This is a genomic window from Marinobacter sp. C7 (genome assembly GCF_022343555.1).
Classification (GTDB): domain Bacteria; phylum Pseudomonadota; class Gammaproteobacteria; order Pseudomonadales; family Oleiphilaceae; genus Marinobacter.
The window spans coordinates 1,633,973-1,658,487 of record NZ_JAKQZH010000001.1; the positions used below are offsets into that span (position 1 = coordinate 1,633,973).

Below are 24,515 nucleotides of genomic sequence, written 5' to 3' on the forward strand. Positions count from 1 at the left end.
AGTTCGCTTACGGACTGTTACGAATGTCCACGTAGAGTACCAGACTTTGCCCGGGTTGGAGATAACGTGATTTATTCAGATCGTTCCAGCTTGCGATGTCATTCACGTTCACGGAAAAACGGTTGGCAATGGCGTAGAGAGAGTCGCCTTTACGCACCCGGTAACCGACCTTGCGGACCATTGCCTTGCCCCGTGCACTGTTGGACGCGACGACCGTCGGCTGGCTGGTCTTGGACCAGATCACCAGCTCCTTGCCCGGGATAAGCGGGTCGCCGGGGGCCATACCATTCCAGGCCGCCACTTCACGCACGGATACCCGATGTTCGCGGGCGATATCCCAGAAGGTGTCACCGCGGCGTACGGTGTAGCGCACCTTGTTACCGTCACGCTTACGTTCCTGCTTGCGCTCAAGCCTCTGGGCGGCGCTGAGCGCATACGCGTCCGACCCTCGGGATGCGGAAGGTATCAGCAGTCGCTGGCCGATCCGGATCAGGTCCGAGTTGAGTTTGTTCACCTGCTGGATGACTGAAGGTGTGGTGTTGAACTTCCGGGCAATGGTGATCAGGCTGTCGCCGGACCGCACGCTGTAGTTCTGCCAGGACACGCGCTGATCGACCGGGAAGTTCGCCAATGCCGTGCGGAAGCCCTCGGCCTTCTCAACCGGCACCAGCAGACGATGAGGACCGTCAGGATTGGTGGCCCAGCGGTTATAGGATGGGTTCAGCAGGTAGATCTCGTCGATATCGACCCCTGCCAGCTCGGCGGCCTGTGCGAGGTCCAGCTGGGATCCGGTCTCCACCACTTCAAAGTAGGGTGTGTCCTTCATTGGTGGCAGTGTGATGCCGTAGGCCTCCGGCTTGTCAAAAATCTTGGCCAGGGCAATCAGTTTGGGAACATAGTGGCGGGTTTCACGGGGCAGCTGCAGGGACCAGAAATCCGTTGCCCGATTGGCCTTTCGGTTGCGCCGCATGGCGCTGGAGACGGTGCCTCCGCCACTGTTATAGGCGGCCAATGCCAGGGTGTAATCGCCGTCGAACCGTTCGGTAAGGCGTTCGAGGTAGCGCAGTGCTGCGTCGGTTGCAGCGATGATGTCGCGTCGGTCGTCATGCCACCAGCTCTGGGTCAGACCGAAATACTTGCCTGTTGATGGAATGAACTGCCATATCCCGGCTGCGCGGCCATGGGAGTAGGCGAATGGGTCAAAGGCGCTTTCCACGACGGGCAGCAATGCGAATTCGGCTGGCAGACCGCGTTTTTCGGTTTCGTTGAGAATGTAATGGAGATACCGGCTGCCGCGGTCAACGACCCGGTTAATGTATTTAGGGTGACTCGCGTACCAGTTCAGTTGATCCCGGACCCGCTCATTGTCGACGTCGTGATTCAGGGCAAAGCCCTGGCGCAGGCGATTCCAGAGGTCCCTTTCCTTCTCGGCATCGTCGTCGGCCTGCTGTTTGGGGTTGTCGAGTCTCTCCCGGGCGTCCCGTGCGGTCGCTTGAAGTTCCGGTGCTATGGCTTCATCCAGAGGGTCGTCTGATGCGGCGTCGGAGGCCTTGCCCGATTCAACGGCATTTTTCAGGTCTTCGTCACCGGTCGCCACGGTCACCTTTTGGGACTCCAGCGGATCGGCGGTAGGGGTGGAAAAGGTGGAACAGCCAGTACTCAGGGCACTGGCCAACAGCAAAAGGGAGAATCGGTTGACCGACATAAGCGTTTCCGGATCAGGGCCTTGGCCAGATAATAGCGTGGAAAATCCGGCCTGATGAATGGGTTACGGTCACAAAACTGAAACTGATTCTATGAGAGCGCTTTTCCAGGGGTCAAGAAACGGCTCGTTACGATGACGACAGGGAATGTTAAAACCACCCCTGTGCGCGGTTGAAAATGGGGTCAGAAGAAGGCCTTCTTCTGACCCCGGCTTCAATCCGTCCGGCTCAGAAATTGTCCTTGCCATGGCGGATCGCGGCGAAGATGGCATTCTCGGAGTCCGCCGGCAGGCCATTCTGTGCACAATAATTCCGCGCAGCGTCCACCACGACGGGGTCGTCCCAGCGAAGGAAAGGGTTCAGGCGCTTTTCATCCCCCAGAACCGATGGCACGGTGGGCTCGCCTGCGTCCCGGGCCTGTTGGCACTCCTTCTCGAATGCCTCGAGGCCCTGATCCCGCGGCAGCCAGCTTCGGGCAAATCTGAGGTTTGCCAGGGTATATTCGTGGGCGCAGTAGACGGCGGTCTTTTCCGGCAGATTGCGCAGAGTCTGCAGGGATTGCCGCATCTGTTCGGGGGTGCCCTCGAACAGACGCCCGCAGCCGCAGACGAAGAGGGTGTCACCACAGAAAAGTACCGGGCGCCCGTTGACCTCAACGTCCGTAAAATAGGCGATATGGTCCAGTGTGTGGCCCGGAACCCCGAGGACCTGGAAGGTAATTGACTCCCAGACAACCTCGTCACCCGGATGGACGAGGTTGGTGGAGCCCCTGAACGGCGATTCGGCGGGGCCGGTTACCCGGCAATCCGGATAAGCCTTGACCAAATCCTTGATGCCGCCGACGTGATCCGGGTGATGGTGGGTGACCAGGATGGTGTCCAGTGTCAGTCCCTGCGTGGATAGATGCTCCTCCACGGGGGCTGCCTGCCCAGGGTCAACAATCAGCGCTTTGCCGGTATCGGAGTCGGCCAGGCACCAGATGTAATTGTCACTGAAAGCAGGAATTGCGGAAATGGTCAGCATACGGCCCCACATGTGTTCGTAGAATGTGACTGTTATGATAGAGCAATAAATCTATGGCCCCAACCTGGAGGCTGACAAGGCGGGAGGCAGGGTAGTGGTCCGAACCGACAGCATTGACTATCCGGCAAGGCATGAGAATTTCGAGCGATGGTTCCAGTCTCCACTGGGTCGGGCGTTACTGGCAGACCAGCGGCGATTCTGCGATTACGAGCTCGGCAACCTGATCGGGGCAAGACAGCTGCAAATTGGCGTGAGCCACCGCCTGCCGCTGGCCACCGGGACCGATTTCGTGCAGAAGATCATGACCACGCCGCGCTGGTTTCCCCACATGCCAGAGGGTGTCGCGGTATGTGATTCCGATGAACTGCCTTTCCCGTCGGATTCCATGGATCTGGTTATCCTTCACCACACACCCGATTTTTCCCCGTACCCCCATCAGGTGCTGAGAGAATCCGCCCGGGTACTAAGGGGTGAAGGGACCATCGTTCTGCTTGGCTTCAATCCCATGAGCCTGTGGGGGCTTCGCCGGCTGTTGTCGCGCCAGCATGACGGGCCGTGGGGCGGCCGCTTCATGCTTCGGCGGCGCATGGAAGACTGGCTCAGGTTACTTGGTTTCAGCGTGGAATCGTCGGTAACCCGATTTCTGAGGTTTCCTGTTCAGCGTTCGGGCAGGCACACCTATCGGTGGATTGATACCCGGCTGGCGGGTAATCGGTTCCTGCCTCTTGGCGCCTATTACTGTATCCTTGCCAAAAAGCGGGTCTATGGCCGCATTCCCAGGCAACCGGCCTGGCGGAAAACCAAGGTCATTGCGATGCCCGGCACCGGCACCGTTGGTGCATCCAGAAGCTGTTATCGGAATTCCGGCGGTATTACCGGCGCAGAAGGTCAGGATTAACGAGGGTTCAGGAGTATGAATGTCGGATAAAGTGATTCTCTACACGGACGGGGCCTGCAAAGGGAACCCCGGTCGTGGTGGCTGGGGCGTGGTACTTCGATACGGCGACGCGAAAAAGACGCTCCACGGTGGGGAACTTCACACCACCAACAACCGAATGGAGCTGATGGCAGCGATCCGCGGGCTGAAAGCTCTCAAGCGCCCGTGCGAGGTGGAGCTCTACACAGATTCCCAATATGTCCGCAAGGGCATCACCGAGTGGATGGCCGGCTGGAAGCGTAACGGATGGAAAACCGCAGCGAAGAAACCGGTGAAAAATGATGACCTCTGGCGTGAGCTGGATGCTGAGACTGCCAGGCACAGAATCAACTGGCACTGGGTGAAGGGTCATGCGGGCGTGCCGGATAACGAACTGGCGGACCAACTGGCAAACCGAGGCGTAGCGGAATTGAGTGAAGCATGAGACAGATCGTACTGGATACCGAAACCACCGGCATTGATCCCAATGACGGGCACAGGATCATTGAAATCGGTTGTGTCGAAGTTATTGAGCGTGAGCTGACCGGTCGGAATTATCACGTCTACATCAACCCGGAAAGGGAGGTGGAGGCGGAAGCCATAACCGTGCATGGCATCACCAACGAATTCCTGGCGGACAAGCCCAGATTTGCCGAAATAGCCGAGGAGTTCTTTGAATTCATCAAGGGCGCTGAGCTGGTTATCCATAATGCTGCGTTCGACGTGGGGTTCATGGATGCCGAGTTCGCCCGGCTCAAACCGGTCCGCAAGACGGCTGACCACTGCGGGATCGTCGATTCCCTGGCCATCGCCCGGGGCAAGCACCCTGGCCAGAAAAACAGCCTCGACGCCCTGTGTAAGCGTTACGGTGTCGATAACAGCAACCGTGAGCTTCACGGCGCATTGCTGGACGCCGAGATCCTGGCTGACGTCTATCTGTTGATGACCGGGGGCCAGACAGCCCTCTCGCTCGATTCCGGTTCGGAAAATGGTGGGGCTACCGGTGGTATTCGCCGCCTCAAGGCCGATCGCCCCCGACTTTCCGTGGTGAGGGCGACCGGTGACGAGGCGAGTGCACATAATGAATTCATCGAGATGCTGGACAAGCAGTCGGGGCAGAGTCTCTGGAGCAAGCTAGAGCAGGCGGAGTGAGAACTGGACCAGCGTGTACCAATTGTTACACTCCTGCTTTGTTGAGCAACATCAGTTTTGTGTTATAAGTAATGATAAGTTCGCCAGTTTTTTGGCAAACGGAATATCGGTCGGTGAGGGTGTAACTGACCTATAACAACAAAGTCCGGCTCTTTTTGGCGGGGCTGAAAGTCAGGCACGGGACGCGGTAGTCTCCGCGAATTAAACAGGAAGCGTTTATGGTTCAATCGTCTCTGGCGACGAAATCGCAGTCGTTTGATCTGGTCAAGGGTGAGATAGAACAGACCATCAAGCAGGCAGAATCCAGCCTTGAGCGTTTCCAGGAAAACCGCGAGAGCGGGGAAGACCTCCAGAACTGCGTCGATTACCTGAACCAGTTGCGGGGAATTTTCATCCTTGTTGAACTTCGTGGCGGTACTCTGTTGTGTCAGGAGGCCGTTGCCATGGCCAACGATGTTCCGGTTGGTGCCAACGACGACAAAAACATCCTCCTCACTACCCTGAACAGCGCGCTGTTCATTCTCCGTCGCTATGTGGAGTACTACCACCAGCAGCGGGAGGATCACCCGGAACTGCTGTTACCCGTCATCAATGATCTCCGCGAAGCCCGTCGTGAAAAACCCTACCCGGAATCCTGCTTCTTTGAGATTGATGTCAAGGAACGACCGGATTTTTGCGCGGATCTCCACCTTGACACCTTTGAAGGCAGTGAGGCGGACTACGAGATCATGGCCCGGCGGATGCGCCTGACCTTCCAGGTGGCCTTGCTGGGCGTACTGCGGGATCGCAACGATGTGGTCAGCAAGAAACTGTTCGGTCGCGCGGCCCGGGGATTTGCCCGGTTGTGTCAGGGGGCACCGATGGGGCAGATGTGGTGCCTGCTGGGAATTGTGTCCGATACCATGCTGGACCGGGCGATGATTTTTACCAGGGCCCGCAAGCGCATGCTTATGCGTATCGAACGCTATGCCCGCGAAGTGGTTTACGTTGGCAAGGTGGCTACGGCCAAAGACGCTCCGGATTCACTGATTCGGGATCTCATTTACCTGCTTTACCGCAGCGGGTCTGCAAACCCGGAAGTGACCCGGATTCTTTCCGCGTATCGCCTGGCGCCTGCCGAATTCCCCGATTCCATGCTGGAAGCCCACGCCCGGCGGTTGTATGGGCCCGGTAGCGATGTGCTCAGGTCGTTGTCGGAAGCGTTGCAGGACGAGCTCAACCAGCTGAAGGACAAGCTCGATATCATCGAGCGCGGTATCGAGCCTGATCTGGCGGAACTGTCATCCATCGCCGACGCCCTTGAGCGCCTCGCCAACACGCTGGTGATGCTTGATCTCAACAAGCTGGCGGGCATATCCCGTGAGGAAGCCGCCAGACTCAGAAAATGGGAAGAGGACAACCGCCTTCCCGGTGACGATGAGCTCTATCGTCTGGCAGATTCCGTTCTGGGGGTTGAGGATGCGGTGATGCAGATTGTCACTCGCGGCATTACTTCCGAAACCGATGCCCTGGCTGGTAGCCGGCGAAGAAGGGATGAATCTGTCTATCTTCAGGAAGCAATGTTTGTGGTGGCCGACGAGGCGCGAAGCGCTTTGACCCTGGCTAAACGGGCGATCACCGCGTTCATCGAATCGGATTATGACAAGCTGCACCTGGCGAACCTTCCCGCCACCCTTCACAGCATCTGGGGCGGCTTGCAGATGGTCAACGATCCGGGCGCGGCCAACGTGCTGAAACGCGTGGCAGCTTCAATCCAGGATCGTCTTCTCGATGCACGTCAGGCACCGGCTCACCAGGTACTGGAAGCGCTGGCAGATGCGTTGACGTCGCTCGAGTACTACATCGAAAGCATCGGCAAGCGGGAAGACCGCAATCCGGATCTTCTCAAGCTCGCGGAATCCTCCCTCGACGACGTAGGTTTGTAATCCCCATGTCCCATGAGCTGGCAACCATTGTATTGGCGGTCGTCGGGGCCGTACTGGTGATTGCAAGCCTGCTGTTTTTCCTTCGTCCTCGTTGGCTCCTGGGGTGGCTCAAGGGCATGGCTGTTTTTTCCGTGCTCATACTGGGAATCTATACCCTGGTGATTGCCGTCAACCTGCTCGGTTATCAGTCATTGGAGGGGATGAAAACGGTAGCCACCGTTTCAACGGAACGGCAGGGCGAACAGTTGTGGCTGGTAACCTTGCAGTCCGGCGAGGAGTCGCCGGTCGTTCAGTCGGTACGGGGGGATCAGTGGCAGCTGGATGCACGAATCATCCGTTTCGTCGGTCCGGTTCGCTGGCTGGGCATTGCGCCCGGTTACCGGCTGGAGCGACTGAGTGGTCGATATACGTCGCTGGAGAATGAGCAGAGCAAGCCAAGGACGGTAATTGGCCTGAGTGAACAGAAATGGCCCGATCTCTGGGAGCTGGACAGGAAATTCAATCTGCCGTTTGTGGAAGGGGTCTATGGAAATGCGACGTTCATGCCCATGCGTGAAGGGGCGGTGTTCGAAGTGCGGCTTTCGGCGTCGGGGCTTGTTGCGACTCCCGGGAACGAGGCGGCCCGGCAAGCGGTCCAGCTCTGGGATGAGTGAGGGTGAAGTTCAGGTATAAAAAAACCTGCGCAGGGCGCAGGTTTTTTTATGAGCAGGGCTTTGGCTCAGCCCATGTTGAACAGTTCGCCCAGCTTGGTTGCCAGCATCATGTCGCCCTCGGCGCGCAGCTGACCAGCCATGAACGCCTGCATACCGTCGGTTTCGCCGGTAACGATGCCCTGCAGAGTATCGGAATTCATGATCAGGGTAACGGAAGGATCGCCATGAGCGCCTTCGTGCAGCTTGCAGGAGCCGTCGTTGATGGCCAGGTGATAGGTGCTGTCGTCCTCAATGTCGAACTGGAACACCAGGTCGAGGCCTTGAGCTGCGTCTGCGTTGAAATTCTGTTCGAGTTTTTCAAATACCTGAGCTACAGACATTATCTTGCCCTTCTGAATAGTTGTCTTGTCTTGGCGAAGCCGATCTCGCAATCCGACTTTATGGTTAGCGGGCAGTTGTGTCAAGCTCGATCGAACGCTTGTTTTAATTATTTTGCTCCGCTTATCACCGGTAATTCGGTAAGTTACACTTTTGTCTTTGCATAACCATTGGAGAAGCCATTTTGGAGTTCCTGACACAATACGGCCTGTTTCTGGCGAAGGTCGTTACCTTCGTGGTTGCCGCCCTCGTCATCATTTCCGTCATTATCTCTGCTGCTCAAAAGGAGCGTGAAGAGCATGAAGGAGAGGGCGAGTTGAGGATCCGAAAGCTCAACGAAAAATACCAGAAATTGCGGGAAACCATTCAGGCGCGCCTGATGAGCGAGGGGGAACGCAAAGCCTTTCTGAAAGCACGTAAAAAGGAAGAGAAAGCAGAGAAAAAGGCCGCAAAAGCCAAGGCCAAAGGTGAAGGTGAGCAGAAAGAGGCCTCGTCGCGAGTCTATGTCCTGGATTTTGACGGCGATATCAAGGCCAGCGATACGGATCAGCTGCGCCGTTCGGTTTCTGCGGTGCTGAGTGTCGCCAATCCGGAGACGGATGAGGTGGTTGTTCGCCTGGAAAGCGGCGGTGGTCTGGTTCATTCTTATGGTCTGGCAGCAGCCCAGTTGGATCGTATCCGGAGCAAAGGCATCTCCTTGACGGCCTGCGTCGACAAAGTGGCTGCCAGTGGTGGCTACATGATGGCCTGTGTTGCCGACCGGATCGTGGCATCGCCTTTCGCAATTCTCGGGTCGATTGGTGTGGTTGCCCAGCTGCCGAATTTCCACCGTTTTCTGAAGAAAAATGATGTGGATTTTGAAGTGCTGACTGCCGGCGAACATAAACGCACCATGACGATCTTTGGAGAGAATACCGAGAAAGGCCGCCAGAAGTTCCTTGAGGACCTGGAAGACACCCATGGCCTGTTCAAGGAGTACGTGACGGAGCGTCGCCCGAGTGTCGATATTGCCAAGGTCGCCAACGGTGATATCTGGTTCGGTAAGAGGGCTCTTGAGGTCAAACTGATCGACGAGATCAAGACCTCCGACGAATATCTCATTGAGGCATGCGACCGTGCAGACGTAGTGTCAGTGTCATTCCAGCGCAAGCGAACGCTCCCGGAAAAACTGGGGCTGGCCACCAGCGCTGCCCTGGAGCACACGGTTTGGCGGCTATTCAGCGCTTTCCGGAATCAGAAGATCCAGTAGCTGACAACAAGTGGGGTAACTCCATGACAGCGAACAGCGAATTCAAAGCGTGGCGTGTAGAAGAGAAGGATGGCGACTACAAAGGCAGCGAGCAAACGCTCAACTTTTCCGATCTGCCGGATGGCGAGGTTCTGATCCGCGTCTGTCATTCGTCGCTGAACTACAAGGACGCGCTTTCCGCGTCCGGCAACAAAGGCGTTACACGCTCGTTTCCTCATACCCCCGGGATCGATGCGGCCGGCGAGGTGGTGGAATCCACGACCGGGAAACCGGCAGTGGGCAGCCAGGTAATTGTGACCGGGTACGACCTGGGCATGAATACCGATGGCGGCTTCGGCGAGTATATCCGTGTACCGGCAGCCTGGTGTGTACCGATGCCCTCCGGGTGGGATACGCGTACGGCGATGATCTATGGCACTGCGGGCCTGACAGCCGGTCTCTGTGTCCAGAAATTGCTGCGGATGGGGGCAAGCCCGGAACAGGGTAAGGTTGCCGTCAGCGGTGCCTCCGGGGCAGTGGGCAGCGTGGCTGTCGAGCTGCTGGCCAATCTTGGGTTTGACGTGGTCGCCATCAGCGGCAAGGCCGATCATGCCGATAGTCTCAGGGACCTGGGGGCCGGTGAGGTTATCGGGCGTGAGGCGTTGGAAGAGGAGAAAAAGCCGCTGCTCAAGCCGGTCTTTGCCAATGCGGTTGATACTGTGGGTGGCACACCTCTGGCGGAACTGCTCAAGCAGATCCAGCCGGGTGGATCAGTCTCGATCTGTGGACTGGTTGCCGGCCCTCAGCTGCCGACTACGGTGCTGCCATTCATCCTGCGCGGGGTAAACCTGCTGGGTGTAGACTCGGTGGAGATTCCACTGGCGGACAAACAGGCGGTTTGGGAGAAGTTTTCCGGCGAGTGGAAGTGTCCGAAAACTGAAGCCTCGGCCCGGGACATTGGCCGTGGGGAGCTGGATGAGGCGCTGAAAGCGTTTCTGAAGGGGGCGTCTGCCGGCAAGATCGTGTTGGATCATAGCCGGTGAGGTGACGTTAGATCGGGGTCAGAAGAAAGCTTTCTTCTGACCCCAACTTCTTCACGCCCGCCGGCGAAACAGCGGCAGATCTGTATCCGTCGCTGCCTGATAGCCCTGGCTGAAGAAGTTCAGGCACTTCGCCGCCTGACTGATGTCCTTGTCTGCCCGCAAGACATAGGAATCAAACCCGCAGCGCTTCATGAACTGGAGCTGGTCGAGCAGGACGTCCCCGATGGCGCGCAGCTCGTTCCGGTAGCCGAAGCGCTCCCTCAGCAGCCTTGCAATGCTGTAGCCACGGCCATCCACAAAGCGGGGGAAGTTCACGCCGATCAGCGGTAGTTCGTTGACTTTGTCAGCAATGATTTCCGGCTCGTCATGACTGTCGAACCAGACACCGATCTGGTCGTTACCCGTAAAATGGCCATAGCCCGCGAGCCACAGATCGGCCGGAATCAACGCCGGCTGGTCAGATGGAATAGCCAGGGACTCGCCTTCCTCCGGGCGCGGAACAACCACCCAATTATCCTGACGGACACTGCCGTCTGCTTTGATTACATCAGGCATAGACCCGCTCCTTGAAAGGTTTGATGCCAACCCGGCGGTAGGTGTCGAGGAACTCTTCCTCTTCGGTACGATGGTCGACATACACATCAATAATCTTGGCGATGACATCCGGCATGTCTTCCCGGGCAAAAGAAGGCCCGAGGATCTTACCGATATCCGCATCGTGATGGGAGGACCCGCCCAGGCTCACCTGGTAGAACTCCTCACCTTTCTTGTCGACGCCCAGCACGCCAATATTGCCGACATGGTGGTGACCGCAGGCGTTCATGCAGCCGGAAATGTTCAGGTCGATGTTGCCAAGGTCGTACAGGTAATCCAGGTCGTCAAAGCGACGCTGAATGGCTTCCGCCACCGGGATCGACTTGGCGTTGGCCAGAGCGCAGTAGTCGCCACCGGGACAGCAGATGATGTCGGTCAGGGTGTTCAGATTGGCGGTCCCGAAGCCCATGGGCGTGATCGCCTGCCACAGCTCCAGCAGGCGGTCCTGACGCACATCCGCCAACACCACGTTCTGCTGGTGGGTGACCCGGACTTCCCCGAAGCTGTATTCGTCCGCCAGGTCGGCAATCTGTTCCAGTTGTCGATCCGTGACGTCACCTGGTGGTGTGCCGGTCTTCTTCAGTGTCAGGGACACGATCGCGTAGCCGGGCTTTTTGTGCACGTCCACGTTATGGCTCAGCCATTGATCGAAACCACGATTCTCGAACCGTTGGCGGGCCAGCAGATCCGAGGCATTTTCCAGAGCTTCATAGGGTGGTTCGGTGAAGAATCCCTTGATCCGCTCGATGGCCTCCGGCGTCAGACGGGTCGGTGAATCCTTGATATGGGCCCATTCCGCTTCCACTTTCTCGGCAAAGCCTTCCGGGGTCAGAGCCTTGACCAGAATTTTGATCCTGGCCTTGAACTTGTTGTCGCGGCGGCCATAGCGGTTATAGACCCGCAGGACGGCCTCTAGATAGGTGAGGAGGTCCAGTTCCGGCAAAAATTCACGGATGACCGGGCCTACCATCGGGGTCCGGCCCAGGCCACCACCCACATGTACCCGGAAACCAAGTTCGCCAGCCTCGTTACGAACCATCTGGAGCCCGATGTCGTGGATCCGGATCGCCGCACGGTCAGTCTTTTCGGAGGCATTTACAGCCACCTTGAACTTGCGGGGAAGGAATGCAAATTCAGGATGGAACGTTGACCATTGGCGGATGATTTCACAGTAGGGCCGCGGATCTGTGATCTCATCGGCCTGTACGCCGGAGAACTGGTCCGTGGTGGTGTTGCGGATGCAGTTACCACTGGTCTGGTTGGCGTGCATCTCCACTTCTGCCAGCTCGGCCAGAATATCGGGGACATCTTCCAGTGCCGGCCAGTTGAGCTGCACGTTCTGCCGGGTCGTGAAGTGGGCGTAGCCCTTGTCGTAATCCCGGGTGATACGGGCGAGACGACGCAATTGGTCGGAACGCAACATACCGTAAGGTACGCAGATTCGGAGCATCGGAGCAAGGCGCTGGACATAGAGTCCGTTCTGAAGGCGCAACGGGAGGAATTCTTCCTCACTGAGTTCGCCTGCCAGGGCCCGACGGGTCTGATCCCGGAATTGGGCGACCCGTTCTGCGGCCATTTGCCGGTCGTGTTCGTCGTATACGTACATAGGAAAAGTCCTGCCTCTTATATCTGGACGGCAGGATATCACCAGGTTTTTATTTCCAAAATGATTATTTCAAAATATGTTTATCGATTCAGGCGATAAGTGCACTGCAGGCAGGCTGGACGAATATCAATTTCCTGCTTAACTGAAGGTATAAAACAACCACTAAAAAAGAGAAAGAGGTGCTTCCATGAAGAAGAGCATGCGTTCAGACAGTCAGGCAGATGCCATCGCTGCGGTCCTGGTCGTCGTGCTGGTGGTGGCCTTCGCGGTCGTTTGGGTTTCCGGTCAGTAAATCACTGGCTGGCGAGTACCGCCTGCACCACAAGAATCAGCCCTCCCACGAACGCTCCAGTAAACAGAATGCCGGCAATGATGTAGGGCCAGGGGCTATGGCTGGAGAAATCCTCTTCCCGGCGCTTGTCGGACTGAACTCCGAAAGCGCCGGCAAGGATGCTTTGCATTACCTTCAGAACGCCTGGTGATCCCGATTTCCGATCTTTCTTGTTGTTGTCACTGTCGGTCGTTTGGGTCATTGGGTCCCTGTTCTCCTTTTATTCAGCCGGATCGTAGGCGAGGCTGGGCATGAGCCAGCGCTCCGCCTCTGCCTTGGATATGCCTTTACGTTCAGCATAGTCCTCAACCTGATCCACGCCAATCTTGCCGACGGCAAAGTACTTGGACTCGGGATGGGCGAAATACCAGCCCGAAACCGCCGCCGTGGGGAACATGGCAAAGTGCTCGGTCAGCTCGAGGCCGGTTTTCTCCGTAGCCTCCAGAAGCTTGAACAGGGTCGCCTTCTCGGTGTGATCCGGGCAGGCCGGGTATCCCGGTGCCGGCCGGATACCGCGGTAGCGTTCCTTGATCAGGTCTTCGTTGCCGAGCTTTTCATCGCTGGCGTAACCCCAGAACTCCTTGCGCACCCGTTCGTGCATCCGCTCGGCGAACGCCTCGGCCAGACGGTCGGCCAGGGCCTTCACCATGATGGCGTTGTAGTCGTCGTGCCTGTCCTTGAATTCCTGTGAGAACTCTTCCGCACCGATGCCGGTGGTCACGGCAAAACCGCCCACGTAATCGACCTTTTGGGAATCTTCCGGTGCCAGGAAATCCGACAGCGCCATCATTGGCTTTCCGGGCGCCTTCTCATCCTGCTGGCGCAGGTGGTGCAGGGTGGTCAGTTCCTCACTACGGGATTCATCGGTGTAGACCACGATGTCGTCGCCACGGCGATTGGCCGGCCAGAAGCCGATCACGCCCCGGGCCGTCACCCGGTTCTCCTCAATCATCTGCTTGAGGATCTTCTGGGCATCATTGAACAGGCTACGGGCGGCCTCGCCACGCTTGGGGTCGTCAAAAATGGACGGATATTTCCCGGAGATGTCCCAGGAAATGAAGAACGGGGTCCAGTCGATGTAGTCGACCAGCTCGTTGAGATCATAGTCCTCGAACACCCGGATTCCGGTGAATGAGGGTTTGGGCGGCTCGTAGTCTTCAAAACTGATTTCAGGCGCCCGTGCCCGGGCCTCCTTGAGCGTGACCAGTTTGGTGCGTTCGCCCCGGTTCTTCCGGCGCTCGCGGATCTCGTCATATTCGTTGCGCGCTGCCTCGACAAAGGCCGGCTTGGCGGTCTTGCTCAGCAGCTGGGAGGCCACGTTGACGCAGCGGGAGGCATCGGAGACATACAGGGCGATATCATTCTTGTACTGGGGCTCGATCTTGACCGCCGTGTGCGCCTTGGAGGTAGTGGCGCCGCCGATCATCAGCGGGATGTTGAAGTCCAGTCGCTGCATCTCGCGGGCCACGTGAACCATCTCGTCCAGCGACGGGGTGATCAGGCCGCTCAGACCGATGATGTCCACGTTCTCTTTCTTTGCCGTTTCCAGAATCTTGTCACAGGGCACCATGACGCCCATATCGATCACTTCGTAGTTGTTGCACTGGAGCACCACGCCTACGATATTCTTGCCGATGTCGTGGACGTCGCCCTTGACCGTGGCCATGAGAATTTTGCCCTTGGCTTTCTGGTCTTCGGTCTTTTCCGCCTCGATGTAGGGGATAAGATACGCCACCGCCTGTTTCATCACCCGGGCACTCTTGACCACCTGGGGCAGGAACATTTTGCCGTCGCCGAACAGGTCGCCGACCACGTTCATGCCGTCCATCAGCGGGCCTTCGATGACCTCGATGGGGTGGCTCGCATTCTGGCGGCAGGCTTCGGTGTCTTCGGTGATGTAATTGGTGATGCCCTTCACCAGGGCATGTTCCAGCCGCTTCTCCACTGGCCATTCGCGCCAGGCCAGGTCCTCTTCCTGGGTTTTGCCACCCTTGCCTTTGAACTTTTCGGCGGCTTCCAGCAGGCGATCGGTCGCATCGTCCCGACGATTGAGTACAACGTCCTCGACCAGCTCCTTGAGATCCGGCTCGATCTCGTCATAGATCACCAGCTGGCCGGGATTGACGATACCCATGTTCATGCCGGCCTTGATGGCGTGGTAGAGGAATACGGAGTGGATGGCTTCACGCACCGCATCGTTGCCGCGGAACGAGAAGGACACGTTGCTCACACCACCGGAAATGGAGGCGTGCGGAAGGTTGTCCTTGATCCAGCGGGTGGCGTTGATGAAGTCCACCGCGTAGTTGTTGTGCTCCTCAATGCCGGTGGCAATGGCAAAGATATTCGGGTCGAAGATAATGTCGGCCGGGTTAAAGCCGATGCCGGTCAGCACATCGTAGGAGCGCTTGCAGATCTCGACCTTGCGTTCGTAGGTGTCCGCCTGTCCGTCCTCATCAAAAGCCATCACCACGACGGCGGCGCCATAGCGCATGCAGTCTTTCGCCCGCTTGATGAATTCCTCTTCGCCTTCCTTCAGGCTGATCGAGTTCACCACCGCCTTGCCCTGGATGCAGCGCAGGCCCGCCTCGATCACCTCCCACTTCGAGGAGTCAATCATGATGGGTACGCGGGAAATGTCGGGCTCGGAGGCCACCAGATTCAGGAACGTCACCATGACGTCCTTCGAATCCAGCATGCCCTCATCCATGTTGATATCGATGACCTGGGCACCGTTTTCCACCTGGTCCCGGGCCACACTCAGGGCTTCCTCGTACTGTTCTTCCTTGATCAGTCGCAGGAACCGCTTGGAGCCGGTCACGTTGGTGCGCTCGCCAACGTTGATGAACAGGGTGTTTTCGTCACCGGTGAACGGCTCGAGTCCGGACAGGCGCAGGGCCTTGGGGCGTTCCGGGAGCTGTCGGGGCGGGTATTTGGCGACCGCTTTGGCAATGGCCTCAATATGATCCGGGCGCGAGCCACAGCAGCCACCGATGATGTTCAGGAAACCGTCTTTGGCGAAGCCCTCGATGATTTCCGCCATTTCCTCCGGTGTCTGGTCGTACTCGCCAAATTCGTTGGGCAGGCCCGCGTTGGGGTGGGCGGAAACGTAGGTTTCGGCCTTGGCTGACAGCTCTTCGATATAGGGGCGTAGCGCATCGGCACCGAGGGCACAGTTCAGGCCCACGGAAATGGGCTGGGCGTGGGCGATGGAGTTGTAGAAGGCCTCGGTGGTCTGGCCGGAAAGTGTGCGGCCCGATGCATCGGTGATGGTGCCGGAGATCATGATTGGCAATTCGATGCCACTGTCGATAAAGAACTGCTGCGTGGCGTAGATCGCCGCTTTGGCGTTCAGAGTGTCAAAAATAGTCTCGATCAGGATCAGATCGGAACCGCCTTCCACCAGGCCTGAAACCGCTTCGTAATAGTTATCCACCAGAGTCTGGAAATCGACGTTGCGGTAGCCGGGATTGTTCACATCCGGAGAAATCGACGCAGTCCGCGAGGTGGGGCCGACCGCACCGGCAACGAAGCGGGGTTTGCCCGGATCCCTGGCAGTGAACTCGTCGGCGATCTCCCGCGCCAGACGTGCCGAGGCGACGTTCAGCTCCCGTGCCAGGTCTTCCATGCCGTAGTCGGCCTGGGACAGGCGGGTGGAGTTGAAGGTGTTGGTCTCGATTATGTCAGCGCCCGCATCCAGGTATTCCGCGTGGATGTTGCGGAGCAGGGCGGGCTGGGTCAGATTGAGCAGGTCGTTGTTGCCCTGGACTTCTCGACCGAAGTCCTTGAACCGATCACCCCGGAATGCGGCTTCATCCAGTTTCTGGTTCTGGATCATGGTGCCCATGCCACCGTCAAGAATCACAATGCGTTCCTTGAGGGCTTTATGGAGCTGGTCCAGACGGGTCGTGCGATCGGTCATAGGAAACTCTTCCGGATGTCGTGGATAACGTCGTGTTTCAGTCAATGGCGCGGGATCATAGCAAAAATGCAGGATTCCGTCTTAGTCCGAATGATCATTATCAAGTGCCGGGCGGTCGGCGCCTGCACAAGAATTCATACGGGAAATTCGGTACACGGTTAAAGCCCGACCATTTTACTTGGTCTTTCATGTTCCCGCGAACTCTCTTAAAATAGGAATCAAACTTCGAAACGGGTAGAAAACATGGCATTGGTTACCGTGACAGATTCCGCGAGGGACTATCTCGCGCAACTCATTGAAAAGCAGGATGTAGAAGGCATGGGCGTACGGATTTTCGTCACCCAGCCCGGCACCCGTAATGCCGAGACCTGCCTGGCCTACTGCCCACCTAATGAAGTCGTCCCGACGGACGAGCAGCTGGATCTGGGCAAATTTACCCTGTATCTGGACCATAACTCGGTTCCGTTCCTGGAGGAGGCCTATGTCGATTACTCCAAGGACCAGATGGGCGGCCAGTTGACCATCAAGGCCCCGAACGCCAAGGTGCCCAAGATTGACGACGATGCACCGTTGCCCGATCGCGTCAACTACGTACTGGCCTCCGAGATCAATCCCAACCTGGCGGCCCATGGCGGTGATGTCTCGCTGGTCGAGATCGTGGACGAGTCGGTGGCCGTCCTTCGCTTCGGTGGTGGCTGCCAGGGCTGTTCGGCCGTCAGCCTGACGCTCAAACAGGGCGTTGAAACCACCCTGAAGGAGCGTGTGCCGGAAATTACCGCCGTGCGCGACGTGACAGATCACTCCTACACCGAAAACGCTTACTACCAGTAAGCCGTGTCCTCAGCCCCGGCCGCCAGGCCGGGGTTTTTGCTGCCGCAATTCCCCGCATTCCATGGCTTTACGGCCAATGTTGTGACATTTCCATTACTTCATCATCGGTCACATAAACTGACGCGCCGGGCCTCTACACTGGTGGCTGGCACCTGAAAACCGAATTCTCATCGGCCTTGGGCCGCGATTTCAACCGGGGTAACTCTTGATCGACCTAGCACTCCTGTCTGTGCCTGTCATGGCAGCTGTCACTGGCTGGGTGACCAACTGGTTGGCCATCCAGATGTCTTTCCATCCAGTCCGTTTCATTGGCTACGGTGTGATCGGCTGGCAGGGGGTTATTCCCCGTAAGGCGGAAAAGATGGCGCACATCTGCATTGACCGGACGCTTCAGAAATTCGGTGATCTGAATTCCGTGTATGAAAAACTTGAGCCGCAACGCATTGTCGAACAGGTTGTCTCGCAGATCACTCCAAGGGTGGACGAGTACATTGACGAGATCATGTACGACAATCATCCGATCCTTTGGGACAACGTGCCTTTGTTTGTTCGCAACCGAATCTATAAATGGGCGAGAGAAGCGTTGCCGGAAAGGGTAGAAGAGCTGGTGGAGGACTTCGGTGACGACCTCGACGAGCTGGTTGATCTCAAGGCCTTGCTCAGCCGGGAGCTTCAGCGCCATCCGGATCTGATGAACCGGATTTTCAAGCAGGCCGGTTCCGTGGAACTGCAATCGGTGATCAACCTGGGAGCTATCATCGGCGGCCTGCTGGGGGCCGCACTTGTGCCGTTATGGATTCGCTATCCAGAACCCTGGCTACTGCCCCTTGGCGGTTTTGCGGTTGGTTTTCTGACCAACTGGCTGGCAATCAATCTCATCTTTGCGCCGGTCGAGCCCAGGCGTTTCCTGTTCTGGAAGATCCAGGGCCTGTTCCTGCGGCGGCAGCCCGAGATCAGCGATGTCTGGGCCCGTTTGGTGGCGGAAGAGCTGATTACCGTCGAGCGGGTGGCCGATGCCATGATCCACGGCGCCCACGGTGACCGGACACGGGCGATTATCCAGAAGCACCTCCGGCCTCTGCTGGACAGCTCGCCGGTGATGAAGCTGACCGCCCAGGTATCGGTGGGAGTGACTGGCTACACAGAGCTCAAGAAAGCGCTCTACCAGAAAGCGGTGACGGCAACCGGCGATGTCTTCTCGGATCCGGCCTTTAATCGCGAGAGGGCGCCGGTGGTGGCAGAGGTCCTGGCCGGCCAGATGAAATCACTTGGGCCTGAGGAGTTTCAGGGCATCCTCCGCCCGGCCTTTCACGAGGAAGAGTTGCAGCTGATGGTGGTGGGCGGTGTGTTTGGCGCCCTGGCCGGACTCCTCCAGTTCGTAAGTCTCACCTACCTGGTGTTCTGACCGCACGCTGTCTCAGAGGCAGTTGGTCGGGCGGGGCAGTCCCGCGATACGGCAGGCGGTCTTGGCCGGGGTCCCGGGGAAAAGCTGCATCAGGTAAATACTGTTGCCTTTCTCTTCCCCGAAAGCTTCCTTCACCGCCTTGACGAAGAGCCGGTTCGAGGGCGGCGAAACTTCATGTTTTTTATAAAAATCCCTCAAAAACCTTATGATTTCCCAGTGATTTTCAGATAGGTCAATGGCGTCCTCGGCCGCGATGGCTTCCGCCACCGACGGGTTCCAGGCCCAGGCATCCTCCAGAAAACCCTCATTGTTCCGGTGCGGCATCTGTTGCTCACTCATGGCTCACCAACTGACTACCTGTTGTGCGCGGGTGGTCAGGTCGACCATGCCGTCATAGTCGATTGTCTCAAACGAGGTGGAGCCGTCGTCCAGTCCCCGGGCAGCCATGTCCGGTGCCAGGGCCAGGAGTTGGCCAGATGTACTGATTGCAGCGGAAGCCAGCCCCAGAACGCCGTTTTCGATCAGCAGAATGGCGTCGTCCGGGCTTGCCATCGAGAGGCAGCGGGCAAATCTCGGGTGTTCCGGCGACTTGTTCAGGATGTGCAGAGTCTGGATCTTGGTCATGATGTTATCCGGCAAAGGCGGTGTGGCTATAGCCAGCGAAAAGCTGTGCATCGGCGCGAACCAGCTCCACGCCGCTCAGTAACTGTGCGGCCTCAAGCCCATAACGGTTGCAGTCGTCGCTATCGGCGAGCAACGCCTCCACGCCGAAGATCGTCGCGGCCGAAAGGTTCTTTTCCACGGACTTCTGGCGAACCTGTCCGGGCTCCTGTCCCTTTCGAAGCCAGTTTACGCCGGCGCCACAGAACAGCAGCGACACTGGCTGATCAAACGCTGCGAGTGAAAACGCCATATCCAGGGCTTCCCGGCCAGTCCAGCCGCCATAGGGGGGCTGGTCAATTAGAATCAGCGTGCTCATCAGTCGCTCCCGTGAAAATAAACGGTTCGTGAGGACATCATCCGGCCCTCAACCCATTCACCCAGACCGGCGATGGTAAACGGAGGCAAGAGGTTACTGGCAGGCAGCTCAAAGCGCTTTTGCTCACCCTCGTCCACCAGGCCGCGCCTCAGGGCCGAGGCAATACAGGCGACGCCGGGAATGTCGTGCTCATTGAGGAACGCGCTCCACTCCCTGGGCCAGTGAGGTTCATCGGAGGGTGGCGAGGCGAGCGCAGAGGCCAGGTGCACGCCATCGCCGTAGAGGAACACCCGGTCAATGCGGTGGCCGGCCCTGAGGGCAGCCTGGGCGAAGCTGAGCGCACTTTGTGGCGCCTGGCAGCTGTAGGGTGCTCCGGTGATAACGATGGTGAAGGAGAGAGGGCTGGAATCCTGCATGGCCGGTACCGTGTTGAACGCGGTTTCAGTTTACTCAAACTAAAAGCCCCGGCAAGGCCGGGGCTTCGAACTACCTGTCTTCAGATGCGATCAGTCTTCGCCGCTGAACGCTGCCAGCAGGTGAAGCAGGCTGACAAACAGGTTGTAGATGGAGACGTACAGACCCACGGTAGCGATGATGTAGTTGCGCTCACCGCCCTTGATGATCTGGCTGGTCTCGAACAGGATCATGATCGAGGCGAAAATGGTGAAGCCTGCAGACACCGCGAGGTGTAGGGCAGAGCTCTCCATGATGAACGCCAGAACCATGGCACCGATCAGCACGAATGCACCAGCGGTCAGGAAGCTGGACATGAAGCTGAAGTCCTTCTTGGTGATGATCGCGGTTGCGGACAGGCCAACGAAGGCGACAGCAGTCAGTGTCAGAGCCTGGGCGACGATCTGGGACGCACCTGCGGCCACGAAGGCGCCGATGATGGGACCCAGGGTGTAACCCATGAAGCCGGTGAGGGCGAAGGTGGTCACGATGCCCCAGGGACTGTTTTTCAGCTTATAGGTGGCAAACAGAAGACCGATGTAGCCTACGATGGTGATAAGGAAACCCGGGTGGGTTCCGTTCATGTTCAGGAATGCGGTCAGGGCCGAGAAGGCCAGGGTCATCCCCAGGAGCATGTAGGTGTTGCGCAGCACCTTCATGGCATCAGCGCTGATTCCAGTAGTCGCGCGCTCAGCCTGAGGCGCGGAATAGGCACCTTGCTGGTTCTGAACGCCGAATCTTCTGTTTTCCATTGTCATCTCCGTTTGTGTAACGACTGGATACTGTCTCCAATCATAATGTCGAATACGCAACTTTCAATCATTTACGACAATAAAGTGCTCCGTGGATTCCATTAAACCCCGTTAATGTTGAAAAGTGCGGCGGGATTTATGCAGGGCGTTGACAGCACAGGCAATTCCGGTATCATGCACCTCGCTGTCGCAACGGCAGCAATGGTTTTGAAAGGTGGGCTGGCAGAGTGGCTGAATGCAGCGGTCTTGAAAACCGCCGACGGTTAGTAGCCGTCCCGGGGTTCGAATCCCTGGCCCACCGCCATTTTTTCTCCGGTTTGCACTGATATTTCCCTTCTTTTTCCGCCTTACCCGGCATTCCTGATGGTCCTCGCTGTTTGGTTCTCTACCTGTCAGGCCGGTAACCCAGCTGGCGTGAAATATCCTCTCCCGCGCGTTTCAACTCTGCGATCCATTCATCTTTGCGACGCTCGATAGGCGCGGAAACCGATAGCCCCGCGCTCACGTTTCCCGACCGGTCGTAGATGAGCACGCCGATGCAGCCAACGCCAATTTCGGCTTCCTCATTGTCGAGGGCATAGCCCTGGCGCATGCTCTCCATACATGCCTCCTCCAGTTCCGGCAGCGACGACAGAGTGTTGCGGGTATAGGCGGGCAGGTTGGTCCGGCTTGCATAGGCCTGGATGGCTTCCTCTCCCGCCAGTCCCAACATCAGTTTTCCCACCGCTGTCACGTGCAAAGGGGCCCGACTGCCCACTATCTGGTTGACATGCATCATCCGGTTCGGGGTGACCTTCTCGAAGTAGATTACAACGTCGCCCTCGCGGATGGTGAGGTTGATGGTTTCCCCAAGCTGCTTGCACAGGGCTTCCATGTAGGGGAGGGACACAGCCCGCAGGTCTATGTCTGTGTGGAGGCGGTTGCCCAGCTGCAATAGCCGCTGGCCCAACCGGTAGTCGCCTTTGGAATCACGCTCGACAAAACGGTTGCTGATCAACGAATGCAGGATTCGATAGGCGGTGGAGGGGGCAAGCCCGGTATCGGCACTGAGGGTTTTCAGTTTCACCGGCTTGGAGTACCGGGAGATGGCTTCCATGAGCATCGCCGCCCGGTCGATTACCTGAATTCTCGATTCCGTTTTCGTATCCATCATTGAAATGCCTTTATCCCTTCAGCTGGCAGCGGTTCGCGGGGGAAATTCATGACGCTAATTTTGTCATACGGACGCAGTTTCCACAATACGGAATGTGTCGTTAGCTATGTATATGCGCTTTAACTGGCTGAAAAAGTGACAAAAAAATCCAACGCCAAAAGCATTTAATTGCATTTCCACAATGTGGAATGATTGCGTATTGCGCAAAAAATGGCTCAATCCTACGGTGGATTGGAAGGCGGCAAGCAGCAATGAAGACACCGCCACCGGACAAAAATACAAAAACGGAGTGGAATCAATGTCGGATCAGAATCCCGTTTTCATACCCGGCCCCACCAATATTCCCGACCGGTTGCGTTCTGCCATGCAGCTTCAGACCCGTGATCACCGCGCGCCGGACTTTGTGGAGACGCTGGGGCCTGTGTTGCACCAGTGCAAGTCAGTATTCGGTACCGATAGTGGCGAAGTCATCATCTTTCCCGCGAGCGGCACTGGCGGCTGGGAGGCAGCGATCTGTAACACCCTGTCTCCCGGGGACAAGGTCTTGGTTGCCAGGTACGGCATGTTTTCCCAGCGCTGGATTGACTTGTGCCGCCGGCACGGGCTGGAGGTTGAGGTTATTGAATGCACCTGGGGCAGCGGTGCTCCGGCGGACTGGTTTGAGGAACTGCTCCGGGCCGATACGGAGCATGAGATCAAAGCCCTGCTGGTCACCCATAACGAGACCGCCACGGGTGTGAAGAGCGATATCGCTGCAGTGCGAAACGCTCTGGACAGTGCCTCCCACCCGGCCATGTTGTTTGTCGACTGCGTCAGTTCGCTGGCGTCCATGCCGTTTGCCATGGACGACTGGGGCGTGGATGTGGCGGTCGCCGGTTCGCAGAAAGGCTTCATGCTCACCACCGGCCTGGCCATCGTTGCAGTCAGCCCCAGGGCGCTGACTGCCGCGGAGCACGCGAGTCTGCCACGGGCGTTCTTCGATTTTCAGGCCATGCTGGCGGCTAACGAACAGGGCGGTTATCCCTACACGCCACCGCTGCAGCTGATTCACGGTCTGCGGGAAAGCCTGCGGATGTTGTTCGAGGAGGGGCTGGGCAATGTCTATGCCCGTCACCACCGGCTGGCCGAAGGGGTTCGCTGTGCCGTCCGTGCCTGGGGACTGGAGCTTTGCGCCAAGGCGCCAGAGCTCTACTCGGATACGGTCAGTGCCATTCTGGTACCCGACGGCTTTGACAGCAATGAGCTGACCGACCACGCCTTTGCAAAATACGGCGTGTCCTTTGGCGTGGGGTTGGGCGAAATGAACGGCACTGCATTCCGTATCGGCCACCTGGGCTCGCTCACCGACGTCATGGTGCTGTCCGGACTGGCAACCATAGAGATGGCGATGGCGGACCTTAACTATCCGATTGAACTGGGGGCCGGTGTTCGTGCCGCCCAGGACTATTTCCGCCGCACAGCAGGCTGACGCGTCAGCGAGGTAAACCATGAACGATCAGATCAAACAGATACCGACCTTTGAAGACGCCCTGGCCGCCAGGGAGCGCATAGAGCCGTACATTCATCGCACGCCGGTTCTGACCTCCCGGTTTATCAACGAACTCACCGGCGCCGAGCTGTTCTTCAAATGTGAGAATTTCCAGAAGGCCGGCGCCTTCAAGGTTCGGGGAGCCTGCAATGCGGTTTTCGGCCTGAGTGAAGCCCAGGCCCGAATCGGTGTCGCTACCCATTCTTCCGGTAATCACGCGTTGTCCCTGTCCTATGCGGCGGGCCGGCGGGGTATCCCGGTAACCGTCGTCATGCCGCACACGGCGCCGCGAGCGAAGAAAGAGGCGGTACTGGGTTATGGCGGCACCATCGTTGAATGCGAGCCATCGACCAGCTCGCGCGAGGCGGTTTTTGCCGAGGTTGTGGCGCAATCCGGTGCAGACTTTGTCCACCCTTACAACGATCCGCGGGTGATAGCTGGCCAGGCTACCTGCTCGATGGAGTTGCAGGAGCAGGTACCGGACCTGGATGCCGTGATAGCGCCCATTGGGGGCGGGGGCATGATATCGGGCACTTGCCTGACGTTATCGAACATGGCGCCGGAGGTGGCGATCTATGCCGCCGAGCCTCTCAATGCGGACGATGCTGCCCGATCATTCAGGGCAGGTCACATCATTGCCGACGATGCCCCGGACACAGTCGCAGACGGCCTGAAGGTTCCCCTGAAAGAGCTCACCTGGCACTTCGTTCGCAATCACGTTTCGGACATCCTGACCGCCAGCGAGGACGAGATTGTCGACGCCATGAAGCTGATCTGGAAGCGAATGAAGATAGTCATGGAGCCGAGCTCCGCCGTACCCCTGGCGACCATTCTCAAGAACCCCGAGCTGTTCCGCGGCAAGCGGGTCGGCGTGATCGTAACCGGCGGCAATGTGGACCTGGACGCACTTCCCTGGACCTGAATAACAATCAACGAGGATATC

At 57.8% G+C, this 24,515-nt stretch carries 24 protein-coding genes and 1 tRNA gene; 12 read left to right on the top strand and 13 right to left on the bottom strand.

What is annotated here, in order from left to right:
- Positions 1-7: 7 nt before the first annotated feature.
- Entirely contained in the window at positions 8-1,705 is a 1,698-nt protein-coding gene (locus MD273_RS07490) for a LysM peptidoglycan-binding domain-containing protein (RefSeq protein ID WP_239037116.1), read from the bottom strand.
- 226 nt (positions 1,706-1,931) lie between these two features.
- Positions 1,932-2,726, bottom strand: a complete 795-nt coding sequence (gene gloB / locus MD273_RS07495) for a hydroxyacylglutathione hydrolase (protein ID WP_239037117.1) — start codon at positions 2,724-2,726, stop codon at positions 1,932-1,934.
- Between the two features lie 94 nt (positions 2,727-2,820).
- Here gloB and MD273_RS07500 point away from each other — a divergent pair, with 94 nt between their 5' ends.
- From MD273_RS07500 to MD273_RS07520, 5 genes are all read left to right on the top strand, one after another.
- Positions 2,821-3,624, top strand: a complete 804-nt coding sequence (locus tag MD273_RS07500; RefSeq protein WP_239037118.1) for a class I SAM-dependent methyltransferase — start codon at positions 2,821-2,823, stop codon at positions 3,622-3,624.
- Between the two features lie 19 nt (positions 3,625-3,643).
- Complete coding sequence (gene rnhA / locus MD273_RS07505; RefSeq protein ID WP_239037119.1) at positions 3,644-4,087, top strand: ribonuclease HI; 444 nt, start codon at positions 3,644-3,646, stop codon at positions 4,085-4,087.
- The gene (dnaQ, locus tag MD273_RS07510) at positions 4,084-4,794 is read left to right on the top strand and encodes a DNA polymerase III subunit epsilon (protein WP_239037120.1); all 711 of its coding nucleotides are present in this window, start codon (positions 4,084-4,086) and stop codon (positions 4,792-4,794) included. The genes rnhA and dnaQ overlap by 4 nt, the downstream gene beginning before the upstream one ends.
- Before the next feature lie 218 nt (positions 4,795-5,012).
- Positions 5,013-6,719 carry a FimL-related protein gene (locus MD273_RS07515; RefSeq protein WP_239037121.1) on the top strand — a complete coding sequence of 569 codons (1,707 nt, stop codon included), beginning with the start codon at positions 5,013-5,015 and terminating at the stop codon, positions 6,717-6,719.
- 5 nt (positions 6,720-6,724) lie between these two features.
- On the top strand, positions 6,725-7,372 hold the full coding sequence (locus MD273_RS07520) for a multidrug transporter (protein ID WP_239037122.1): 648 nt from the start codon (positions 6,725-6,727) through the stop codon (positions 7,370-7,372).
- 65 nt (positions 7,373-7,437) lie between these two features.
- On the opposite strand, the gene MD273_RS07525 is transcribed toward MD273_RS07520, so the two are convergent.
- Positions 7,438-7,752 carry an SCP2 sterol-binding domain-containing protein gene (locus tag MD273_RS07525; RefSeq protein ID WP_239037123.1) on the bottom strand — a complete coding sequence of 105 codons (315 nt, stop codon included), beginning with the start codon at positions 7,750-7,752 and terminating at the stop codon, positions 7,438-7,440.
- 182 nt (positions 7,753-7,934) lie between these two features.
- Between MD273_RS07525 and sohB the strand changes: the two genes are divergently transcribed.
- Positions 7,935-8,999 carry a protease SohB gene (sohB, locus tag MD273_RS07530; RefSeq protein WP_239037124.1) on the top strand — a complete coding sequence of 355 codons (1,065 nt, stop codon included), beginning with the start codon at positions 7,935-7,937 and terminating at the stop codon, positions 8,997-8,999.
- Between the two features lie 23 nt (positions 9,000-9,022).
- Complete coding sequence (locus tag MD273_RS07535; protein ID WP_239037125.1) at positions 9,023-10,021, top strand: YhdH/YhfP family quinone oxidoreductase; 999 nt, start codon at positions 9,023-9,025, stop codon at positions 10,019-10,021.
- 51 nt (positions 10,022-10,072) lie between these two features.
- Here the strand turns inward: MD273_RS07535 and MD273_RS07540 are convergent, their stop codons facing one another.
- The 4 genes from MD273_RS07540 to metH form a co-directional block, all read right to left on the bottom strand.
- On the bottom strand, positions 10,073-10,576 hold the full coding sequence (locus MD273_RS07540; protein ID WP_239037126.1) for a DUF934 domain-containing protein: 504 nt from the start codon (positions 10,574-10,576) through the stop codon (positions 10,073-10,075).
- Positions 10,569-12,221 carry a nitrite/sulfite reductase gene (locus MD273_RS07545; protein ID WP_239037127.1) on the bottom strand — a complete coding sequence of 551 codons (1,653 nt, stop codon included), beginning with the start codon at positions 12,219-12,221 and terminating at the stop codon, positions 10,569-10,571. The genes MD273_RS07540 and MD273_RS07545 overlap by 8 nt, the downstream gene beginning before the upstream one ends.
- A gap of 293 nt (positions 12,222-12,514) precedes the next feature.
- Positions 12,515-12,754 (bottom strand): DUF2970 domain-containing protein, encoded by a 240-nt coding sequence (locus tag MD273_RS07550; protein WP_239037128.1) that lies wholly within the window; start codon positions 12,752-12,754, stop codon positions 12,515-12,517.
- An 18-nt stretch (positions 12,755-12,772) separates the two neighbouring features.
- On the bottom strand, positions 12,773-16,471 hold the full coding sequence (metH, locus tag MD273_RS07555) for a methionine synthase (protein WP_239037129.1): 3,699 nt from the start codon (positions 16,469-16,471) through the stop codon (positions 12,773-12,775).
- A 243-nt stretch (positions 16,472-16,714) separates the two neighbouring features.
- On the opposite strand from metH, the gene nfuA reads away from it, so the two are divergent.
- Both nfuA and MD273_RS07565 read left to right on the top strand, forming a co-directional pair.
- Complete coding sequence (gene nfuA / locus MD273_RS07560) at positions 16,715-17,302, top strand: Fe-S biogenesis protein NfuA (protein ID WP_239037130.1); 588 nt, start codon at positions 16,715-16,717, stop codon at positions 17,300-17,302.
- 238 nt (positions 17,303-17,540) lie between these two features.
- Complete coding sequence (locus MD273_RS07565; RefSeq protein ID WP_239037131.1) at positions 17,541-18,707, top strand: DUF445 domain-containing protein; 1,167 nt, start codon at positions 17,541-17,543, stop codon at positions 18,705-18,707.
- Between the two features lie 12 nt (positions 18,708-18,719).
- Here MD273_RS07565 and MD273_RS07570 read toward each other — a convergent pair whose 3' ends face one another.
- The 5 genes from MD273_RS07570 to MD273_RS07590 form a co-directional block, all read right to left on the bottom strand.
- Positions 18,720-19,046: a TusE/DsrC/DsvC family sulfur relay protein gene (locus tag MD273_RS07570; protein ID WP_353050302.1), complete on the bottom strand. Its 327-nt coding sequence runs from the start codon at positions 19,044-19,046 to the stop codon at positions 18,720-18,722.
- A gap of 3 nt (positions 19,047-19,049) precedes the next feature.
- Positions 19,050-19,331: a sulfurtransferase complex subunit TusB gene (gene tusB / locus MD273_RS07575; RefSeq protein WP_239037133.1), complete on the bottom strand. Its 282-nt coding sequence runs from the start codon at positions 19,329-19,331 to the stop codon at positions 19,050-19,052.
- A 4-nt stretch (positions 19,332-19,335) separates the two neighbouring features.
- Positions 19,336-19,686 (bottom strand): DsrE family protein, encoded by a 351-nt coding sequence (locus tag MD273_RS07580; RefSeq protein WP_239037134.1) that lies wholly within the window; start codon positions 19,684-19,686, stop codon positions 19,336-19,338.
- Positions 19,686-20,102 carry a sulfurtransferase complex subunit TusD gene (tusD, locus tag MD273_RS07585; RefSeq protein ID WP_239037135.1) on the bottom strand — a complete coding sequence of 139 codons (417 nt, stop codon included), beginning with the start codon at positions 20,100-20,102 and terminating at the stop codon, positions 19,686-19,688. The genes MD273_RS07580 and tusD overlap by 1 nt, the downstream gene beginning before the upstream one ends.
- Positions 20,103-20,192: 90 nt before the next feature.
- Positions 20,193-20,891 (bottom strand): Bax inhibitor-1/YccA family protein, encoded by a 699-nt coding sequence (locus MD273_RS07590; protein ID WP_239037136.1) that lies wholly within the window; start codon positions 20,889-20,891, stop codon positions 20,193-20,195.
- Between the two features lie 213 nt (positions 20,892-21,104).
- On the opposite strand from MD273_RS07590, the gene MD273_RS07595 reads away from it, so the two are divergent.
- A tRNA-Ser gene (locus MD273_RS07595) sits at positions 21,105-21,195 on the top strand.
- An 81-nt stretch (positions 21,196-21,276) separates the two neighbouring features.
- Here the strand turns inward: MD273_RS07595 and MD273_RS07600 are convergent.
- Positions 21,277-22,044, bottom strand: a complete 768-nt coding sequence (locus MD273_RS07600; RefSeq protein WP_239037137.1) for an IclR family transcriptional regulator — start codon at positions 22,042-22,044, stop codon at positions 21,277-21,279.
- A gap of 298 nt (positions 22,045-22,342) precedes the next feature.
- Between MD273_RS07600 and bhcA the strand changes: the two genes are divergently transcribed.
- Both bhcA and bhcB read left to right on the top strand, forming a co-directional pair.
- Positions 22,343-23,512 (top strand): L-aspartate--glyoxylate aminotransferase BhcA, encoded by a 1,170-nt coding sequence (gene bhcA / locus MD273_RS07605; RefSeq protein WP_239037138.1) that lies wholly within the window; start codon positions 22,343-22,345, stop codon positions 23,510-23,512.
- A 19-nt stretch (positions 23,513-23,531) separates the two neighbouring features.
- Positions 23,532-24,494, top strand: a complete 963-nt coding sequence (gene bhcB, locus MD273_RS07610; protein WP_239037139.1) for a beta-hydroxyaspartate dehydratase BhcB — start codon at positions 23,532-23,534, stop codon at positions 24,492-24,494.
- Positions 24,495-24,515: the final 21 nt, after the last annotated feature.